Genomic DNA, 16,540 nt, shown 5'->3' on the forward strand with positions numbered 1-16,540 from the left:
TTTCAATGAAACTCGCAACAACGCTTACCATTTTAGCTATTGCTTTTATAGTAACAGTTATCCTGGCACCAATTTGTATTCCACTTCTTCGCCGATTAAAGTTCGGTCAAAGTATTCGTGAAGAGGGACCACAATCCCATATGAAAAAAGCTGGTACACCAACAATGGGTGGCATTATTTTCTTACTTGCCATTATCCTCACTACTGTTGGTGTAGGTAGCTTTTTAGATTTATTTACAACACAAACCGTCGTACTGTTATTGGTATTAGTAGGGTTTGGGTTAATCGGCTTGTTAGATGATAGCTTAAAGGTTGTTTTTAAACGTAATTTAGGACTAACATCACTTCAAAAGCTTATCGGTCAAATTGTCATTGCAGTCTTGGCTTATTTCTTATTACATGTAGGATCTTTTGATACAACTCTTGCTATACCATTTACAGATTGGACGATTGAACTTGGTAATTTCTATATAGCCTTTTTAATTTTCTGGTTAGTTGGCTTCTCGAATGCAGTGAATTTAACAGATGGACTAGATGGGCTTGTGGCAGGTACTGCATCTATTGCCTTTGCTGCATTCGGTGTTATTGCTCTGTTCCAAGATCAATCTGATATCGCCTTATTTACATTTGCGGTAACAGGTGCATTATTAGGATTTTTACTTTTTAATGCGAATCCTGCAAAGGTATTTATGGGAGATACGGGTTCGCTAGCATTAGGTGGAGCTTTAGCCATGGTCTCTGTTTTAGTAAAAGCAGAATTCCTACTGTTATTAATTGGATTGGTTTTTGTTATTGAGACATTATCCGTTATTTTACAAGTAGGTAGCTTCAAACTTCGTAAAAAACGTATTTTTAAAATGAGTCCTATACATCATCATTTTGAATTATCAGGTTGGTCAGAATGGAAGGTAGTACTTGTCTTTTGGTCAACTGCTTTAGCAGTAGCATTGATTGCAGTTTTATCGGAGGCGTTCTTATGAGAAACATTTCAGATTTACAACATAAAAAAGTCCTTGTTTTAGGTTTAGCTAAAAGTGGAGTGGCTGCAGCTGAGATTTTACATGAGCTTGGCGCCTTTGTGACGGTCAATGATTCCAAACCATTTGATGAAAGCCCAGATGCGCAAGGTCTATTGCAAAAGGGAATTACAGTTATTTGTGGCCGTCACCCAGAGGATTTACTAGATGAAGGCTTTGAATTAGTGGTGAAAAATCCAGGGATTCCTTATAGCAACAAAATAGTAGCAGATGCAATAAGCCGTGGAATCCCTGTATGGACAGAAATTGAGCTTGCCTATTTAATTAGTGAAGCTCCATTTATCGGTATTACGGGGTCAAATGGTAAAACAACTACGACAACAGTGATTTTCGACATGCTGAATAACGGTGGTTTAAAACCGTTAATTGCAGGGAATATAGGAACAGTTGCATGTGGTGTTGCAAAAGAGGCACAAAAGGATAATGTAATTGTTACAGAGTTATCTTCTTTCCAATTAATGGGTACGGAAACTTTTAAGCCGAAAATTGCTATATTAACAAATCTTTATGATGCGCATCTTGACTATCATGGAACATTTGACAACTATGCAGAGGCAAAGTTTGGTGTTACACGTAATCAAGATGAAAGCGATTATTTTATTTATAACGCTGATCAGCCGATTGTTGTTGGCTATGCAACAAAATCAAAGGCTAAAAAGGTACCATTTAGTTCTAAGGGACGTACGGATGAAGGAATTAGTGCTGATGAAACAACAATTTACTGGCAAGGTGAGCCGTATCTAGATCGAGCAAATATCGCTTTGCCTGGTAAACATAACTTAGAAAATATTTTAGCAGCTGTCGCAGCTTGTATTTTAGTCGGCTGTGACAAAGCTAAAATGGAAGAAGTTTTAGCGGAATTTGGGGGAGTTCGTCACCGTACTCAGTTCGTGCGTGAATGGAACGGACGCAAGATTTACAATGACTCAAAAGCAACAAACTGCTTAGCTACAAAAAGTGCTTTAGATGCATTCCAAGCACCTGTTATTTTACTTGCAGGTGGTTTAGATCGAGGACATTCGTTTGAAGAATTACGTCCATGTATGGGCCATGTAAAAGGTGTTGTTGCCTTTGGAGAAACAGGACTACGCTTTGTAGAATTTGCGAAATCGTGTGGAGTACAACAAACTGTCATTGCCCAAAATGTTGAGGATGCAGTACATTATGCGGCGCCGATGTCGGCAGAAGGCGATGTTATTCTATTATCTCCAGCATGTGCAAGCTGGGATCAATATGACAGCTTTGAAATACGAGGCGATGTTTTTATTGATGCTGTAATGAAGCTGTAATGAGCCTGTAACTATTTTAGAATATACTTGACTTGGAAGGATGGCAATACTGAGAGGGAAAGAAAGCTATTTATTGCTCGTCACAACATTGACGCTTTCTATAATCGGCATTATTTTCGTCTATTCTGCAGGTACCTATTGGAGTGCCGTTCATTATAGTGGAAAAATGCCGTTTTATATAAAGCAAAGTTTATACTTTGCCGTAGCCATTGTAGTGTTTTTAATCACTATTCGATTAAATATTTTGAAAGAGCAGTCCTTTTGGAAAATGGCCTATATATTTTCGTTAATTTTACTAGTCCTTGTACTTATACCAGGAATTGGACTTGTACGAAATGGTTCTCAAAGTTGGATTGGCGTAGGTCCTTTAACAATTCAGCCAGCAGAGCTAACGAAAATTACAGTCATTGTATATATGAGCCATATTTTAGCGCAGCATAAAACAGGTACGTCGATTATTAATTGGCGTCATGGTTTGATCTTATTATTGCCTGTTGTACTTATTATGCTACAGCCTGATTTTGGTTCAGTTTTTATTCTAGTTGTTTCTGTGTTTTTATTGTTTTTTGTGGCAGGGTATCCTTTAAAGCTTTATGCGGTGTTTATGATTGCTGGGATTGCCGGGTTAGTAGGCTTGATTATCACAGCGCCATACCGACTAAAGCGGATTGAGGCATTTATTGATCCGTGGGTTGATCCTTTAGGTAGTGGGTTTCAGGCTGTGCAATCGTTAATGGCTATTGGCCCTGCTGGGATTTTCGGGCATGGTTTTGGACAAAGTAGGCAAAAGTTTTTATATTTACCTGAACCACAAAATGACTTTATTTACGCAATAATTCTTGAAGAGGTTGGATTGCTTGGTGGACTTGTTATTTTAGCACTTTTCGTACTGGCGATTTATGCAGGCTATAAATTTGCAGTGCGGGCTAAAACGAGAACATCTTATTACGCAATCATTGGACTCGTAACAATGCTGACTGTACAAGCGTTTCTAAATATAGCAGTAGTAATTGGCTTAGTTCCTGTAACAGGTGTCACATTACCTTTTATCAGCTATGGAGGAACATCTTTAGTAACAATGTGGCTAATAGTAGGTATTATTTATCAATTAGCGAAATAAATATAAAGGAGGAGTACTTTTTTGGAGAAAGTAATCGACATAGAAGATCGCATACCTACGCTAAAAAAGCGACGAAAAAAGCGTACAAATCGGAAATTTATAGTGCTAATATTACTTTTCTTTATCGTGTTAGCAGTACTCCTTTATTTTCAATCTCCTTACAGTAAAATCAACAACATAACAGTCAACGGTGCTCGATTAGCAGAAGAACAATATTATTTGAAGGCAAGTACTCTTGCAACTGGAAAGTCGATGTGGGGATTTAAATCAGATGAAGTAGAGAAATTATTACTAAAGGATAAATGGGTGAAAGAAGCACATGTTAAACGTAATTGGCTTCAAGGCGTGACAATAGAAATTGAAGAATGGAAAAAAGTTGCGTACTTAGCTGGTGACGGTACTTATTATCCATTGCTTGAAAATGGCAAGCGCTTTGAACAAGCTGGGGATGATATCCCGATTGATGCACCTGTATTTATCGGCATAACTGGCGAAAAGACAATTAAGAAGCTTGTTAAGCAATTGGCACAATTAAACCCAGAAGTATTAGCATTAATTTCTCAAATCAATACAAACAGTAATGAGACAAATCCTAATGCAATCAGGCTCTATATGAACGACGGCTATGAAGTTCGGGCTGTTATTCAAACCTTAGCCGAGAAGCTAAATCATTACCCCTCACTTGTAGCACAAATTCCAAATTTGGAGAAGGGGGTTATCGATTTAGAGGTCGGTTCGTATTATCGTCCTTTCAATAATGAGTACAACCAAGCAAATATTGATTTAGATCAAGATGCGGCCAACCAGGAAGTGAAAAATGATGAACAAAAAGAATAGCAAAGAAAATTTTCTTTCAAGAAAACAATTTCAGTTGCTTATTGTTTGTGTGACTATGGGGTTTATCATTGGCTATTCCTACAACCAGGCAAAAGATAATCGAGATGCAGGTTCGACTAATAAAGAGCTTTTAGAGCAAGAGGATTCTTATCGTGAGGAGTTAATTGCGCAGCAAGAGCGCAATAAAGAATTATCAGAAGAGGCAAATGCTTTGCAAGAAAAAATTCGCAAGTATGAAAAATCATTTGTCGCTAGCAAAAAGGATTATACAAAGCTTGTTGAAGAGGCAGAGGATTTACGCTTATTGTTAGGGGATTTAAATGCAGAAGGAAAAGGGATACGTATTACCCTTCAAGATGGTGATTACAATCCAAAATCCGCTAATCCTAATGATTATATTGTGCATGAAAGCCATATTTTCAAATTACTCAATGAGCTTAAAATTTCTGGTGCGCAAGCAATTGCTATTAATGGTCAACGTGTTTTGGCGAATTCTTATATACGCTGTAATGGACCAGTCATCACTATTGATGGTAAGCAACATCCAGCTCCATTCGTCGTCGAAGCTGTAGGAGATTCAGCAACATTAATAGCTGCCTTAAACTTAAATGGTGGCGTTGTGGATCAATTATTAAACGACAATATTGTTGTATCATTAGAAGAAGATCAAAAGCTTACAATGCCAAAAGCAAAAGTAGAAAGTTAAACGATTTCTTGTTAATATTTACAGATTAAATTTGGTTATAGCCTCTAGGTAGCTTATAGATATTAGCATATATTTAAAGCGTAAATCTGTGAGGGGTTACGATACGTCTAGGAGGGGCTATTTTGAAAAAAAATATGTTTACCCGAATAACGATCGTGCTATTTATTATCGGTTTGATGATAGCGGTACAATACAATACCATAAAGCAACCAGCTGAGCGAGATACACGAGATATTTGGGCCATAAGAGAGGAATTAGCAGAAGAGAAGCAAAGGCATTCCACATTATTAGCAGAAATTCGCTCACTTAATGAAGTAGTGGGTCGCTATGAGCAATCTGAGAAAGCAAATTTACAGTCAGCATTAAATGAAACGCTGAATCGTTTAAAACTACAGGCCGGGCTATCGGAAGTTACAGGTCCAGGAGTTATACTTCGAGTTGAACCAGCACCTGAATTAGTTGAAATGGGGTATGAAATCAAAGAAATTTCGCCTGATTTACTAACCCAATTACTAAATGCTTTGTTTAAAAACAATGCAGCGAGTGTCTCTTTAGATGGAAATCGCGTAGTTCAGACGACAGCTATTCGAGACATAAATGGAAAGACTACAGTGAACAGTGTACCACTGTCCTCACCACCCTTTGAAATTTATGTTGGGACAAGCTCTTATAAAGAAGCTCAAAAAATGTACAACTCGTTACAAGCATCTACATTTATCGATTCCTTTTATTTGGATAACTTTAATTTAATAATAGAGGAACCAACTGAGCATTTAACAATCCCAGCATTTGATCAGCCATTGACGAATGATTATTTAACAGAGGTGGAAAAAGGAGAATAATATATGTGGCTACCATTTTTAGGTTTGGTATTTGGACTTGCCCTTGGCTTGTTAACAAATATACAAATACCCTCTATATATGAAAATTATCTGTCAATAGCTGTTTTAGCAGCTTTAGATACATTATTTGGCGGAATTCGTGCTCAATTACAGCAAGTATATGACGATAAAGTATTTGTCTCAGGATTCTTTTTTAATATAGCTTTGGCAGCAGGTTTAGCCTTTTTAGGTGTGTATTTAGGGATAGATTTGTATTTAGCTGCCATTTTCGCCTTCGGAGTACGTTTGTTCCAAAATATAGCAATAATTAGGCGTATTCTACTAACTCGGTTAGATGAGAAACGTCACGAAAGGAACAAAAATTCCATAGAATGAGAGAAAAATTGGGCAAAATACTCGATTTGCTTAGACATTATGCCGAATTTACAATAGAATGAGAATAAGAGCATTTTTCAAGGAGGTGCAGCTAATTGAATCAGCAAGATTTATATATTTCTCTTGATATAGGATCATCCTCTATCAAGGTATTAATAGGTGAAATGAGCGACGGCCAATTACATGTAATTGGAGTCGGAAATGTAAAATCGAATGGAGTTCGAAAAGGTGCAATTGTTGATATTGATGCAACAGTTCAATCGATTCGAAAAGCAATAGATCAAGCTGAACGAATGACAGGATATCAAATTAATGAAGTCGTTTTAGGTGTTCCTGCTAACCAGACGATGTTACAGCTAGTTAAAGGTGTTGTCGCTGTAAACAGTGAAAATAGAGAAATTACAGATGATGATTTAGATAGAGTGGTAGAATCTGCACAAGTCATGTCAATACCACCTGAACGTGAACTAGTAAATATTATTCCAAGACAATTTATTGTGGATAATTTAGATGAAATCAAAGATCCACGAGGTATGATTGGTATTCGTTTAGAAATGGATGCCACAATGATTACAACTTCCAAAACACTTTTACACAATGTTTTACGCTGTGTAGAACGTGCAGGTCTAAGTATTCGAGAAATCTATTTACAACCATTAGCAGCAGGTTTTTTTGCATTAACAGAGGATGAAAAAAACCAAGGTACCGCTTTCATCGATTTAGGAGGCGGTTCAACTACTATCACAGTATTCGAAGAGGGAATGCTAACACATACGGGTGTCATTCCAGTTGGTGGCGATCATATCACTAAAGATATTTCAATCGTTTTAAAAACACCAACAGAACAGGCAGAACAAATTAAACATCAATTTGGACATGCCTTTTATGATGACGCATCAGATGATGAAATCTTCGAAGTACCGGTTGTAGGGACAGATTCAACAGATCAATACAGCCAGCGCTTTATATCAGAAATAATTGGCGCCCGTTTGGAAGAATTATTTGAGTTAGTCATCGACGAGTTAGCCCGTCTAGGTGTTAGAGATTTACCAGGCGGTGTTGTTTTGACAGGAGGCGTTGCAAAGCTTGAGGGTATTGCTCAACTGGCACGCCAGATTTTGCAAACACGTGTTAGAATATATACACCTGACTATATTGGCGTTAGAGAGCCTTCATTTACGACGGCAGTTGGACTTATTCGTTACGCCTATTTAGAAGATGATTTTTATGGAAAAAGCACTAATACGCAGCCTATTGAATATGCAGTTGTAGGATCTCCTACAGCTTCACCTAAAAAGCAAGAATATGCGGCACCTTCAGAATCAAAAGGAAGCGTAATCGGAAGAGCAAAAAAATTATTTGATAAATTTTTTGATTAACTTGAATGCGTAATGAATGATACAGAGTCGAGTTACCGTGGGAGGAAAAAGAAATGTTAGAATTTGATACAAGTGTTGATCAACTTGCAGTAATAAAAGTCATTGGTGTTGGTGGCGGCGGTAACAACGCTGTCAATCGAATGATAGAACATGGTGTACAAGGTGTTGACTTTATCGCAGTAAACACAGATGCACAGGCGCTAAATTTATCGAAAGCAGAAATAAAGCTACAAATTGGTACAAAACTTACACGTGGATTAGGTGCAGGTGCAAATCCTGAAGTAGGGAAAAAAGCTGCAGAAGAGAGCCGTGAACAATTAGAAGAGGTTCTACGTGGTGCAGATATGGTATTCGTTACAGCTGGAATGGGCGGAGGCACTGGTACTGGTGCAGCACCAGTAATCGCGCAAATTGCTCGTGATTTAGGAGCTCTTACAGTCGGTGTTGTAACGCGTCCATTTACGTTTGAAGGTCGCAAACGACAAACACAAGCTATCGGTGGTATTGGTGGCATGAAGGAGTCTGTTGATACTTTAATCGTCATTCCGAACGACAAGCTATTACAAATTGTCGATAAATCTACGCCAATGCTAGAGGCATTCCGTGAAGCAGATAATGTTTTACGACAAGGTGTACAAGGTATTTCAGATTTAATTGCAACGCCAGGTCTTATTAACTTAGACTTTGCAGACGTAAAAACAATTATGTCTAACAAAGGTTCAGCGTTAATGGGTATCGGTATTGCTACAGGTGAAAACCGTGCAGCAGAAGCAGCTAAGAAAGCTATTTCAAGTCCTTTACTTGAATCATCTATTGATGGCGCTAAAGGTGTCCTCATGAATATTACTGGTGGCTCAAACCTTAGCCTATTTGAAGTACAAGAGGCTGCAGATATTGTAGCATCAGCTTCAGATGAAGAAGTAAATATGATTTTCGGTTCTGTTATTAACGAAAATCTAAAAGATGAAATTATTGTTACAGTAATTGCGACTGGTTTCTCAGAGGAAGCTATACAGCAACAGCGTAATACTACACGACCGACGTTAAATACAAATAGACAAGCTGCACAGCAACAGCAAGCTCCGATTCGTGAGCAACGTCAAGATGTGCATGTACAACAAGAACAACCACGTCAAAATCAACAAAATTATGTACAGGATGACATGCTTGAGGTACCAGCATTTTTACGTAACCGTAAAAATCGCGGATAATCAGCATCCAACCTTTTAGAAAGCTCGTATTTTACATTATGTGAAATACGAGCTTTTTATTGTTGTTGAAAAACTATTACTTTATGAATGCTGTAGCGCTTTATATGAGGATGATTTCTGTTCTAAGCTACTCGTTTTTCTTGGGGGCGAGCATCGACCCGATTCCTCCATTGTGTTGTTGTAGTCGCTTCGCTGTCGCACAGAAAATATTTGTTGTCTTTAAGTTAGAGAGTGCCATGCCCGGAAGATACATTCTATGTAATGTTGTTGATTGGAGTGTAGACTGGGCGACTCCTCGGAGATCAGCAATAGAGGAACGAAGGCTAAGAGCATCACATCCTGTGATAACGCCTTGGTGACCAACTTCGCGCCCAGTCGGAACGGAAATCAACCCCTCGTTTTGCTGAAAAGCCATATACTTTATTTAATATGACAGCATAATTTCATTGATTTTCCATTGACTATTTTCAGCGTCTTAAAAATTTATTATGTTCAAATGTGTAAGGAAAAGATGTATTTTGTCAAAACATTTTAATAAAATGATGCGATTGTTTGACAATATTTGTGGGAGTAACATGATAACTTTGTATGTAGGAGGCGGCTGTTATGTATGGAGAATGGCTGGTGCTCATTAATACACTTTTTAATCTAGCGATACTCAAGTTTACAGCAAAAGTAACAGGGGTTTTTGTAAAGAACACGAGATTATTAATGAGTTCTATTTGTAGTAGTTTTGTAGCTGTAATTGGTGGACAAATGCTGTTGACGACGCTACTAAGCTTTATCTTACTAATCGGACTAGCTTTTCGTTTCAAGATTCGAAGCTTTCAAAAGCAAGGACCTATAGTTTTAACAGCAACAATCATTATCGGTGGATTATTAACAGCATTACAACCGTATTTAAAGAATCTTTCCGTTGTCCATTTTATTATTATTTGCCTACTATTAGCTGTTGGTAATCTAGTTGCTTTTTATAAGCAATGGGGATTTGTAAAGCTTGAGCGGTTAAGTGGTCAGTTTGTGTTTGAAACGACATTAAAAATTTTTGATGTAAAGATACCGCTTTCTGCATTTGTAGATACGGGAAATCAAGCGATTGAGCCACTATCAGGAAAACCTGTTCACTTTGTCTCTTATTCAGCATTACGTCCACATTTACCTGCAGCATTTTGCAAATCATTATTAGAATGGCAAGAAACTGATCCGTATAATGTATCCATGTTTTCAGAAGGTTATCAGCGTTACATTCGATTTATTCATGTTAATACAGTACAACAGCAATCGGTTGTATTAGGTTTTCGCTTTGAAGAGTGGCATATCAAAGGGGAGCACTCACAAGTGAAAACGAATGAATATATCGTTTTAACAAAAAAAGCTAAAAATTTTCCACATAGCACAGCAGCAATTTTACATTTTTCAGCGCTTTCAAATAACTCATAGAGGGGGAGAACTATTGCTTCTTAGGCTACTTGCTAGCTTGAAAAAATTTTGGAGTAAGTTTCGGAGTCGTGAAACGTACTATATAGGGGGAAATGATTCATTGCCAGTGCCACTAAGTCGAGAAGAAGAAGTTACAGTCATTGCATCCTTTATGAATGGTGATTTACGAGCTAGAGATACACTAATTGAACGTAATTTACGTCTTGTTGTTTATATTGCTAGACGTTTTGATAATACGGGTACACCGATTGAGGATTTAATAAGTATTGGCTCTATCGGTTTAATAAAGGCGATTGAAACGTTCAATACAGATAAAAATATTAAGCTTGCCACATACGCGTCTCGTTGTATTGAAAATGAGATTTTGATGCATTTACGTAAAACAAGTCGCATGAAGGGTGAAGTTTCATTAGACGAACCATTAAACTCCGATGCTGATGGAAACGAGTTGTTATTGTCTGATATTTTAGGAACTGAAGAGCATATTATTTTAGACAATGTAGAGAAGAAAATTGAGCGTCAACATATGTTTCATGCCATTAATTTACTAGGTGCGCGTGAACGATATATTATGGAATGTCGCTTTGGTCTCAATGGGAAAATTGAAATGACTCAAAAAGAGGTTGCTGATCATTTAGGAATTTCGCAATCATATATTTCCCGATTAGAGAAGAAAATTATTCAAGATTTACGTGAAAATCTGAATCAGCCAATATCTTAGAGAGGGAAATTTACCCTACCTAAAATTGGTCGTAGCTTTTGTGCATATTCTCGTTTCTCTCGGACAAACTGATGTAACGGTTTAGTCAGAGAATAACATCCGGAGGAATCGAATATGCGAACTAAAGTAGATCTTTGCGGCTTAGATACATCGACTTTGCCAATTTTAAAGCACGAGGAAATGAAGGAATTATTCATTCGTTTACAAGCTGGAGAAACTGAGATTAGGGAAGAGCTTGTAATGTGCAATTTAAGGTTAGTGCTTAGTATTGTCGGTAGATTTGCCTACAGGGGTGAGCAGGCAGATGATTTATTTCAGGTAGGCTGCATTGGCCTCATGAAAGCCATTGATCATTTTGATTTGAAGCATAATGTACGATTTTCAACATACGCTGTACCGATGATCATTGGTGAAATTCGTCGCCATCTGCGTGATCATCATGCACTACGCGTTTCTCGTTCTCTAAGAGATATTGCGTATAAGGCGATGCAGGCAAAAGAGCAATGGATAACCGATAATTTACGAGAACCAACGATTGAAGAAATTGCTGAAATGATTGACATGAAAAAGGAAGATGTTTTATTTGCTTTAGATGCCATTCAAGACCCAGTTTCCTTACAGGAACCCATTTATTCGGACGGTGGAGACGCTGTTTATATGATGGACCAATTACGTGATGATGATGTATCGGAAGATCAATGGGTAGCCTACGTGTCAGTAAAGGAAAGTTTGCAAAAGTTAGATGATCGTCAACAAATGATTGTTGCAAAGCGTTTTTATTACGGTGAGACACAAACTGAAATTGCAAAAGAATTGGGGATTTCTCAAGCGCAAATTTCACGTCTAGAAAAAAATGCAATTGAAACAATGCAGAAAGATTATAAGTAAAAAACAATGCGCACCGAATTCTCGGTGCGCATTTTAATTTTGTCAATGAATAAGAAAGTATGTGTGAATCTTTTTTGCTCTTTGGAAGGCGGATGTCGATAAAATTCAGAAGTTGGGTGATAAAACGTGAAAGTTAGTCGATAAAATTCAAAAGTTGGGCGATAATTCCCGGAAGCCTTCTGATAAAACTAAAAATTTGTATGTTATTTTGTTAAAACGGATGTGGCGTGAATCAGTTGATTGGAGTGGAGACTGGGCAACTCCTTGGGAATCAGCGTCACAGATGAGACCCTGGAGCGAGCAGGCAGGGAACGAAGGCTAAAAACATCACATCCTGTGATAACGCCTTTGTGACCAACATCGGTGCTGCTGCCGCTTCGCTTTCGCGCAAAAAACATCTGTTGGCCCAAGCGGCTCATCGGACGCCCCCAGGAAGCTTTGCTCTGTGCGAAAGCGAAGCGTCAGCGACAAGCGCCCAGTCGGAACGGAAATTACCCCTTCGTTGTGCCAAAGAGAGATTCTTTGATCATTTCATTTTCATTTAAACAACAATAAACACATAAATATAAAGAGAAAACATAGTTTGTTGAGATAAAACGATGTTGAGAGTAATTGATTTAGTTAGGGAGGGATAAAATGCGTTTCTCAATGTTACAGCAAAAAGAAGTTATTGAAGCAGGCAATGGACGCTTTTTAGGATTTGTGGTAGATGCAGAGGTATCCAAAGAAACAGGCTATGTAACGGCTTTTATGATTGCAGAGCCTCGTAAATATTTAGGCTTTTTTCGCGGAGAAGAATCTGTTAGGAAAGTGTATATGAAGGATGTACTTGTAGTTGGAAAAGATGTAATTTTAGTGAAAGCATTATCCTAAAGAGCAAAATTTCTATGCATATTAAAAAATTAAGCAATTTTAAGCATTAGTAGGGTAAAATGTACTTTCACATAGGTCAGGCTATTCATTGATAATTCAAGCATTGCTTGTTACAATAAAAGAAACTATTGTTGTAAAGTTGGGAAAAACAGTGACAAAAATCATAACAAATTTAAAGAAAATTAATGATCTTATACAAACAGCAAAAAAACATGCAAATCGTGAAACAGAGAAAGTTCAAATTATTGCAGTGACAAAAGAAGTTTCTGTAGAAAGAACACAAGAAGCAATTGATGCAGGGCTTATGCATTTAGGAGAGAACCGCCCTGAAGGTTTAAATTGTAAAGTTGAGGCGATTCAAGCTGATGTACATTGGCATTATATCGGGTCTTTACAAACTCGTAAGGTAAAACAAGTTATTAACAGTATTGATTATTTACATGCATTAGATCGATTAAGTTTAGCACAAGAAATTGAAAAAAGAGCAGACAAACCTGTCAAATGTTTTGTACAAGTTAATGTCTCAGGCGAAGAAGCAAAACATGGTTTATCGATTGAAGAAGTTCTGCCTTTTATTGAATCATTAAAGGATTTCACAAAAATTCAAGTTGTTGGTTTAATGACGATGGCACCAAATACAGATGAGGATACAATTATTCGCTCTGTTTTTAAGCAATTAAAACAATGTCAACAGCAAATAGCCGAGCAAGGATTCGCGCATGCACCTTGTACCGAGTTATCAATGGGCATGTCTAATGACTTTGAAATTGCGGTAGAAGAAGGGGCTACATTTGTTCGAGTTGGAACGGCTCTTGTTGGAAATGAAAGAGGGGAACAGGATGAGCATGAAAAATAAAATTAAAAATTTCTTTTATCTTGAGGAAGATTTAGAAGAAGAAATCACGCAAGCTCCTATTCAACAGCAACAACCCGTACAACAACAGCAACAGATTCAATCAGTAAAGCCTAAAAAAGTTATGAAAGAGCGTAAGGCACCTGTTCAGGAAATTTTTCCGCAGAGTACAACACCTACAAACAACATTGTTAGTTTGCAAGCAGCGATGAATTCCAAAGGCGCAAAAGTTGTATTAGTTGAACCTAGAGTTTATGCCGAAGCACAGGACATTGCTGAACACTTAAAAAATAAGCGTGCAACGATTGTCAACTTACAGCGTATCGAGCGAGAGCAAGGTGTAAGGATTATTGATTTTTTAAGTGGCACAGTATATGCACTTGCCGGTGATATTCAAAGAATTGGAAAAGACATTTTCCTATGCACACCTGAAAATGTAGAAGTGTCTGGCGAAATTTCGAATTTTATTTTAGACGATAATTAATAGCGAGGATTGTAGTTTATATGACTTTTTATTTAATCTTGAAGTATGTGTCAATAGCATTTTATGTCTATTCACTAATGTTAGTCGCATATGTTTTAATGTCTTGGGTGCCAGCTGTTCAAAACTCATCAATTGGACGTTTATTAGCAAAAGTATGCGAACCTTATCTTGCCATCTTTAGAAAATTCATCCCGCCAATTGGCATGATTGATATTTCACCTATTGTAGCAATATTCCTACTTAATTATATTCAAAAAGGGCTTTTTATTGTTATATTAAAAATATACGAGATGTTTGCTTAAAAGAAATCCTCACGAACGGTGGGGATTTTTTATTTATGGGGAATACTATATTTAAAAAGATGGTGGGTTAACGATTTAGTGATGATTCCCTTCATTTCATAAGAATTGAGTAGGGATCGAAGTTCTAATTATCCCCGCAGAAAACGTACTACTTGCGTATAATGTGAAGTCAAGTACATATTTTTTGAAATGACAAAAACTGAGATAACGTTTGCTATGTATAAAGGTTGATTGGTCTCATCGGACGCATCCCAGGAAGCTTTGCTCTGTGCGAAAGCGAAGCGACAGCGGCAAAGCGCCCAACCGGAACGGAAATCAACACCACGTTATGGTTATGAGCCTATTTTAAAAAAATCCTGAAAATACCAATGAAATTGAACTAGTAAAAGAGAGATAATAGAGGTGAAAGTTATATGGAGCATTTAATACAGCATTTTAGAAAAGATGAGCAGCCTTTTATTGAACAGGTTGTGGGCTGGCAGCATGAGGTAGAGGATCGATATGCTCCAAAGCTTACTGATTTTCTGGATCCTCGACAGCGCTTTATTGTTGCATCGATAATTGGCCAGTATGACACTTTAAAAACAGCTAGTGCTGGGCTCTTTGATGATGCGGAAAGACAACGCATGCTGGTTTATCCTACTTATTATGAGCCTATGGAGGAAGATTTTCAGCTTACAATATTTACGATTCAATATCCTATGAAATTTGTCCAATTACGTCATCCAGATGTCCTTGGAGCTTTGTTATCTTTAGGATTGGATCGTGGCAAGTTCGGTGATATTCGTGTCAATGACCATCAAGTACAATTTGTAGTAGCGAATGAGGTAGCGGAATATGTACGCTTACATTTAACAGGCATCGGTAAAGTAAAGGTACATATAGAATCGATTAAAGAAACGGAGCCATTGCTACAAAACGAGGATGAGTGGCTAGAAGAATTTCATACTGTTTCATCTATGCGTTTAGATGTGATTATCTCAACGGTTTTAAAAATTTCTCGTCAGAAGGTACAAGCATTAATTACAGGTAAAAAGGTACGTGTCAATTGGACTGAACGGGATTCAGTTGCTTTTGAATTACAAGAAGGAGATATTTTATCTGTACGTGGAAGCGGTCGAATAAAAATTATGATGACTGAAGGACGTACAAAAAAAGATAAAATTCGTTTGCAAATTGGTCGATTGGCCCAAAAAAGCTAAAAATCAAGTAAATTTCATTAATTTTTACTGCTAAGTTGTTGGAACAATTGTATAATAGAAAGTACTAATGTACATGTAAAGGAGAGAAGGATCGTATGCCATTATCACCTATTGATATACATAATAAGGAGTTTACTAAATCTTTCAGAGGCTATGCTGAAGATGAAGTAAATGAATTTTTAGATCAAATTATTAAAGACTATGAAATTTTGTTACGTGAAAAAAAGGAAGTAGACAGACAACTAGAAATTTCCTTAGAACAAGCGAGACATTTTAACTCATTAGAGGAAACATTACAAAAATCAATTGTTGTTGCACAAGAGGCAGCTGATGAAGTACGAAGAAATTCTCAAAAAGAAGCTAAACTCATTGTAAAGGAAGCAGAAAAAAATGCTGATCGTATTATCAATGAGGCTTTAACAAAAGCTCGAAAAGTAACAATAGAAATTGATGAGCTGAAAAAGCAATCTAAAGTATTCCGTAATCGTTTTAAAATGCTTGTAGAGGCACAACTGGATTTACTAAATGCAGACGATTGGGACCATTTGCTACAATATGATATTGACCTTACTGAAATTCAATCATCTGTTGAAGAAGCACAGGAAGCCGATCAAGTTTAATCGCTTTTATAGACATGGGCACGCAATAAGTGAAACTTGACGTGATTGTATGATTTTCATATACTATTGTAATAGTAATTATTTTGAACACATATGCAAAACAGGCAGAGACGAAGACAGTATTTGTTAGGCGTAGTTAAGCGATTTGGGGATAGTGTGAGCCCGAACAAGCAAATAACAATGAACATCACTTCTGAGCTAAAATAACTGAATGCAGTAAGTTATTTCGTGATGCACAACGTTAACGTGCTTTAAGAGTGGTAGTGCAATTTTGTGCTACAATTAGGGTGGTACCGCGAGTATAAGCTTCTCGTCCCTTTGAGGGATTGAGAGGCTTTTTTTTATGTTCAAATGGCGGAAG

19 protein-coding genes and 1 other annotated feature are annotated in these 16,540 nt (G+C 37.3%); of the genes, 18 read left to right on the top strand and 1 reads right to left on the bottom strand.

What is annotated here, in order from left to right:
- Nucleotides 1-5: 5 nt before the first annotated feature.
- The 12 genes from mraY to sigG all read left to right on the top strand — a co-directional run bounded on the left by mraY (nucleotide 6) and on the right by sigG (nucleotide 11,845).
- The gene (gene mraY / locus ACZ11_RS20270; protein WP_049668339.1) at nucleotides 6-980 is read left to right on the top strand and encodes a phospho-N-acetylmuramoyl-pentapeptide-transferase; all 975 of its coding nucleotides are present in this window, start codon (nucleotides 6-8) and stop codon (nucleotides 978-980) included.
- Entirely contained in the window at nucleotides 977-2,326 is a 1,350-nt protein-coding gene (gene murD, locus ACZ11_RS20275; RefSeq protein WP_049668340.1) for a UDP-N-acetylmuramoyl-L-alanine--D-glutamate ligase, read from the top strand. The genes mraY and murD overlap by 4 nt, the downstream gene beginning before the upstream one ends.
- Nucleotides 2,327-2,366: 40 nt before the next feature.
- Complete coding sequence (ftsW, locus tag ACZ11_RS20280) at nucleotides 2,367-3,446, top strand: putative lipid II flippase FtsW (RefSeq protein WP_049668341.1); 1,080 nt, start codon at nucleotides 2,367-2,369, stop codon at nucleotides 3,444-3,446.
- A gap of 21 nt (nucleotides 3,447-3,467) precedes the next feature.
- Nucleotides 3,468-4,283: a cell division protein FtsQ/DivIB gene (locus ACZ11_RS20285; RefSeq protein ID WP_049668342.1), complete on the top strand. Its 816-nt coding sequence runs from the start codon at nucleotides 3,468-3,470 to the stop codon at nucleotides 4,281-4,283.
- On the top strand, nucleotides 4,264-4,989 hold the full coding sequence (locus ACZ11_RS20290; RefSeq protein ID WP_049668343.1) for a DUF881 domain-containing protein: 726 nt from the start codon (nucleotides 4,264-4,266) through the stop codon (nucleotides 4,987-4,989). The genes ACZ11_RS20285 and ACZ11_RS20290 overlap by 20 nt, the downstream gene beginning before the upstream one ends.
- A 122-nt stretch (nucleotides 4,990-5,111) precedes the next feature.
- Nucleotides 5,112-5,831 carry a DUF881 domain-containing protein gene (locus ACZ11_RS20295; protein WP_049668344.1) on the top strand — a complete coding sequence of 240 codons (720 nt, stop codon included), beginning with the start codon at nucleotides 5,112-5,114 and terminating at the stop codon, nucleotides 5,829-5,831.
- Between the two features lie 3 nt (nucleotides 5,832-5,834).
- The gene (locus ACZ11_RS20300; RefSeq protein WP_049668345.1) at nucleotides 5,835-6,206 is read left to right on the top strand and encodes a small basic family protein; all 372 of its coding nucleotides are present in this window, start codon (nucleotides 5,835-5,837) and stop codon (nucleotides 6,204-6,206) included.
- A 95-nt stretch (nucleotides 6,207-6,301) separates the two neighbouring features.
- Complete coding sequence (ftsA, locus tag ACZ11_RS20305; RefSeq protein ID WP_049668346.1) at nucleotides 6,302-7,585, top strand: cell division protein FtsA; 1,284 nt, start codon at nucleotides 6,302-6,304, stop codon at nucleotides 7,583-7,585.
- A gap of 53 nt (nucleotides 7,586-7,638) precedes the next feature.
- Nucleotides 7,639-8,796 carry a cell division protein FtsZ gene (ftsZ, locus tag ACZ11_RS20310; RefSeq protein WP_049668347.1) on the top strand — a complete coding sequence of 386 codons (1,158 nt, stop codon included), beginning with the start codon at nucleotides 7,639-7,641 and terminating at the stop codon, nucleotides 8,794-8,796.
- 606 nt (nucleotides 8,797-9,402) lie between these two features.
- Entirely contained in the window at nucleotides 9,403-10,236 is an 834-nt protein-coding gene (locus tag ACZ11_RS20315; protein WP_049668348.1) for a sigma-E processing peptidase SpoIIGA, read from the top strand.
- 13 nt (nucleotides 10,237-10,249) lie between these two features.
- Nucleotides 10,250-10,957: an RNA polymerase sporulation sigma factor SigE gene (sigE, locus tag ACZ11_RS20320; RefSeq protein WP_049668349.1), complete on the top strand. Its 708-nt coding sequence runs from the start codon at nucleotides 10,250-10,252 to the stop codon at nucleotides 10,955-10,957.
- Between the two features lie 114 nt (nucleotides 10,958-11,071).
- Nucleotides 11,072-11,845, top strand: coding sequence for an RNA polymerase sporulation sigma factor SigG (gene sigG / locus ACZ11_RS20325; protein WP_049668350.1), 774 nt, complete (start codon nucleotides 11,072-11,074; stop codon nucleotides 11,843-11,845).
- Between the two features lie 203 nt (nucleotides 11,846-12,048).
- On the opposite strand, the gene ACZ11_RS26015 is transcribed toward sigG, so the two are convergent.
- Nucleotides 12,049-12,264, bottom strand: coding sequence for a hypothetical protein (locus tag ACZ11_RS26015; protein ID WP_134008213.1), 216 nt, complete (start codon nucleotides 12,262-12,264; stop codon nucleotides 12,049-12,051).
- Between the two features lie 217 nt (nucleotides 12,265-12,481).
- On the opposite strand from ACZ11_RS26015, the gene ACZ11_RS20330 reads away from it, so the two are divergent.
- The 6 genes from ACZ11_RS20330 (at nucleotide 12,482) to ACZ11_RS20355 (ending at nucleotide 16,179) form a co-directional block, all read left to right on the top strand.
- Nucleotides 12,482-12,718, top strand: coding sequence for a PRC-barrel domain-containing protein (locus tag ACZ11_RS20330; protein ID WP_049668351.1), 237 nt, complete (start codon nucleotides 12,482-12,484; stop codon nucleotides 12,716-12,718).
- Between the two features lie 151 nt (nucleotides 12,719-12,869).
- Entirely contained in the window at nucleotides 12,870-13,574 is a 705-nt protein-coding gene (locus tag ACZ11_RS20335) for a YggS family pyridoxal phosphate-dependent enzyme (RefSeq protein ID WP_400905022.1), read from the top strand.
- Nucleotides 13,558-14,055 carry a cell division protein SepF gene (locus ACZ11_RS20340; RefSeq protein WP_049668352.1) on the top strand — a complete coding sequence of 166 codons (498 nt, stop codon included), beginning with the start codon at nucleotides 13,558-13,560 and terminating at the stop codon, nucleotides 14,053-14,055. The genes ACZ11_RS20335 and ACZ11_RS20340 overlap by 17 nt, the downstream gene beginning before the upstream one ends.
- A gap of 20 nt (nucleotides 14,056-14,075) precedes the next feature.
- Nucleotides 14,076-14,357 (top strand): YggT family protein, encoded by a 282-nt coding sequence (locus tag ACZ11_RS20345; RefSeq protein WP_049668353.1) that lies wholly within the window; start codon nucleotides 14,076-14,078, stop codon nucleotides 14,355-14,357.
- Between the two features lie 413 nt (nucleotides 14,358-14,770).
- A complete protein-coding gene (locus ACZ11_RS20350) occupies nucleotides 14,771-15,559 on the top strand; it encodes a YlmH family RNA-binding protein (RefSeq protein ID WP_049668354.1) in 789 nt (262 codons plus the stop codon).
- A 95-nt stretch (nucleotides 15,560-15,654) separates the two neighbouring features.
- Nucleotides 15,655-16,179, top strand: coding sequence for a DivIVA domain-containing protein (locus tag ACZ11_RS20355; RefSeq protein WP_049668355.1), 525 nt, complete (start codon nucleotides 15,655-15,657; stop codon nucleotides 16,177-16,179).
- Nucleotides 16,180-16,277: 98 nt separating this feature from the next.
- Nucleotides 16,278-16,500, top strand: a binding site (T-box leader).
- The last annotated feature ends 40 nt before the right edge of the window (nucleotides 16,501-16,540 follow it).

The sequence above is a fragment of the Lysinibacillus xylanilyticus genome (assembly GCF_001183605.1).
Lineage (GTDB): Bacteria > Bacillota > Bacilli > Bacillales_A > Planococcaceae > Lysinibacillus > Lysinibacillus xylanilyticus.

Bases quoted from the DNA above. Each gene is read 5' to 3' on its own strand.
- ACZ11_RS20315 (WP_049668348.1), top strand. From the start codon at position 9,403: ATGTATGGAGAATGGCTGGTGCTCATTAATACACTTTTTAATCTAGCG.
- ACZ11_RS20290 (WP_049668343.1), top strand. From the start codon at position 4,264: ATGATGAACAAAAAGAATAGCAAAGAAAATTTTCTTTCAAGAAAACAA.
- ACZ11_RS20330 (WP_049668351.1), top strand. From the start codon at position 12,482: ATGCGTTTCTCAATGTTACAGCAAAAAGAAGTTATTGAAGCAGGCAAT.
- murD (WP_049668340.1), top strand. From the start codon at position 977: ATGAGAAACATTTCAGATTTACAACATAAAAAAGTCCTTGTTTTAGGT.
- ACZ11_RS20350 (WP_049668354.1), top strand. From the start codon at position 14,771: ATGGAGCATTTAATACAGCATTTTAGAAAAGATGAGCAGCCTTTTATT.
- ACZ11_RS20355 (WP_049668355.1), top strand. From the start codon at position 15,655: ATGCCATTATCACCTATTGATATACATAATAAGGAGTTTACTAAATCT.
- ACZ11_RS20340 (WP_049668352.1), top strand. From the start codon at position 13,558: ATGAGCATGAAAAATAAAATTAAAAATTTCTTTTATCTTGAGGAAGAT.
- sigG (WP_049668350.1), top strand. From the start codon at position 11,072: ATGCGAACTAAAGTAGATCTTTGCGGCTTAGATACATCGACTTTGCCA.
- mraY (WP_049668339.1), top strand. From the start codon at position 6: ATGAAACTCGCAACAACGCTTACCATTTTAGCTATTGCTTTTATAGTA.
- ftsZ (WP_049668347.1), top strand. From the start codon at position 7,639: ATGTTAGAATTTGATACAAGTGTTGATCAACTTGCAGTAATAAAAGTC.
- ACZ11_RS26015 (WP_134008213.1), bottom strand. From the start codon at position 12,264: ATGAGCCGCTTGGGCCAACAGATGTTTTTTGCGCGAAAGCGAAGCGGC.
- ACZ11_RS20300 (WP_049668345.1), top strand. From the start codon at position 5,835: ATGTGGCTACCATTTTTAGGTTTGGTATTTGGACTTGCCCTTGGCTTG.
- ACZ11_RS20345 (WP_049668353.1), top strand. From the start codon at position 14,076: ATGACTTTTTATTTAATCTTGAAGTATGTGTCAATAGCATTTTATGTC.
- ftsW (WP_049668341.1), top strand. From the start codon at position 2,367: ATGGCAATACTGAGAGGGAAAGAAAGCTATTTATTGCTCGTCACAACA.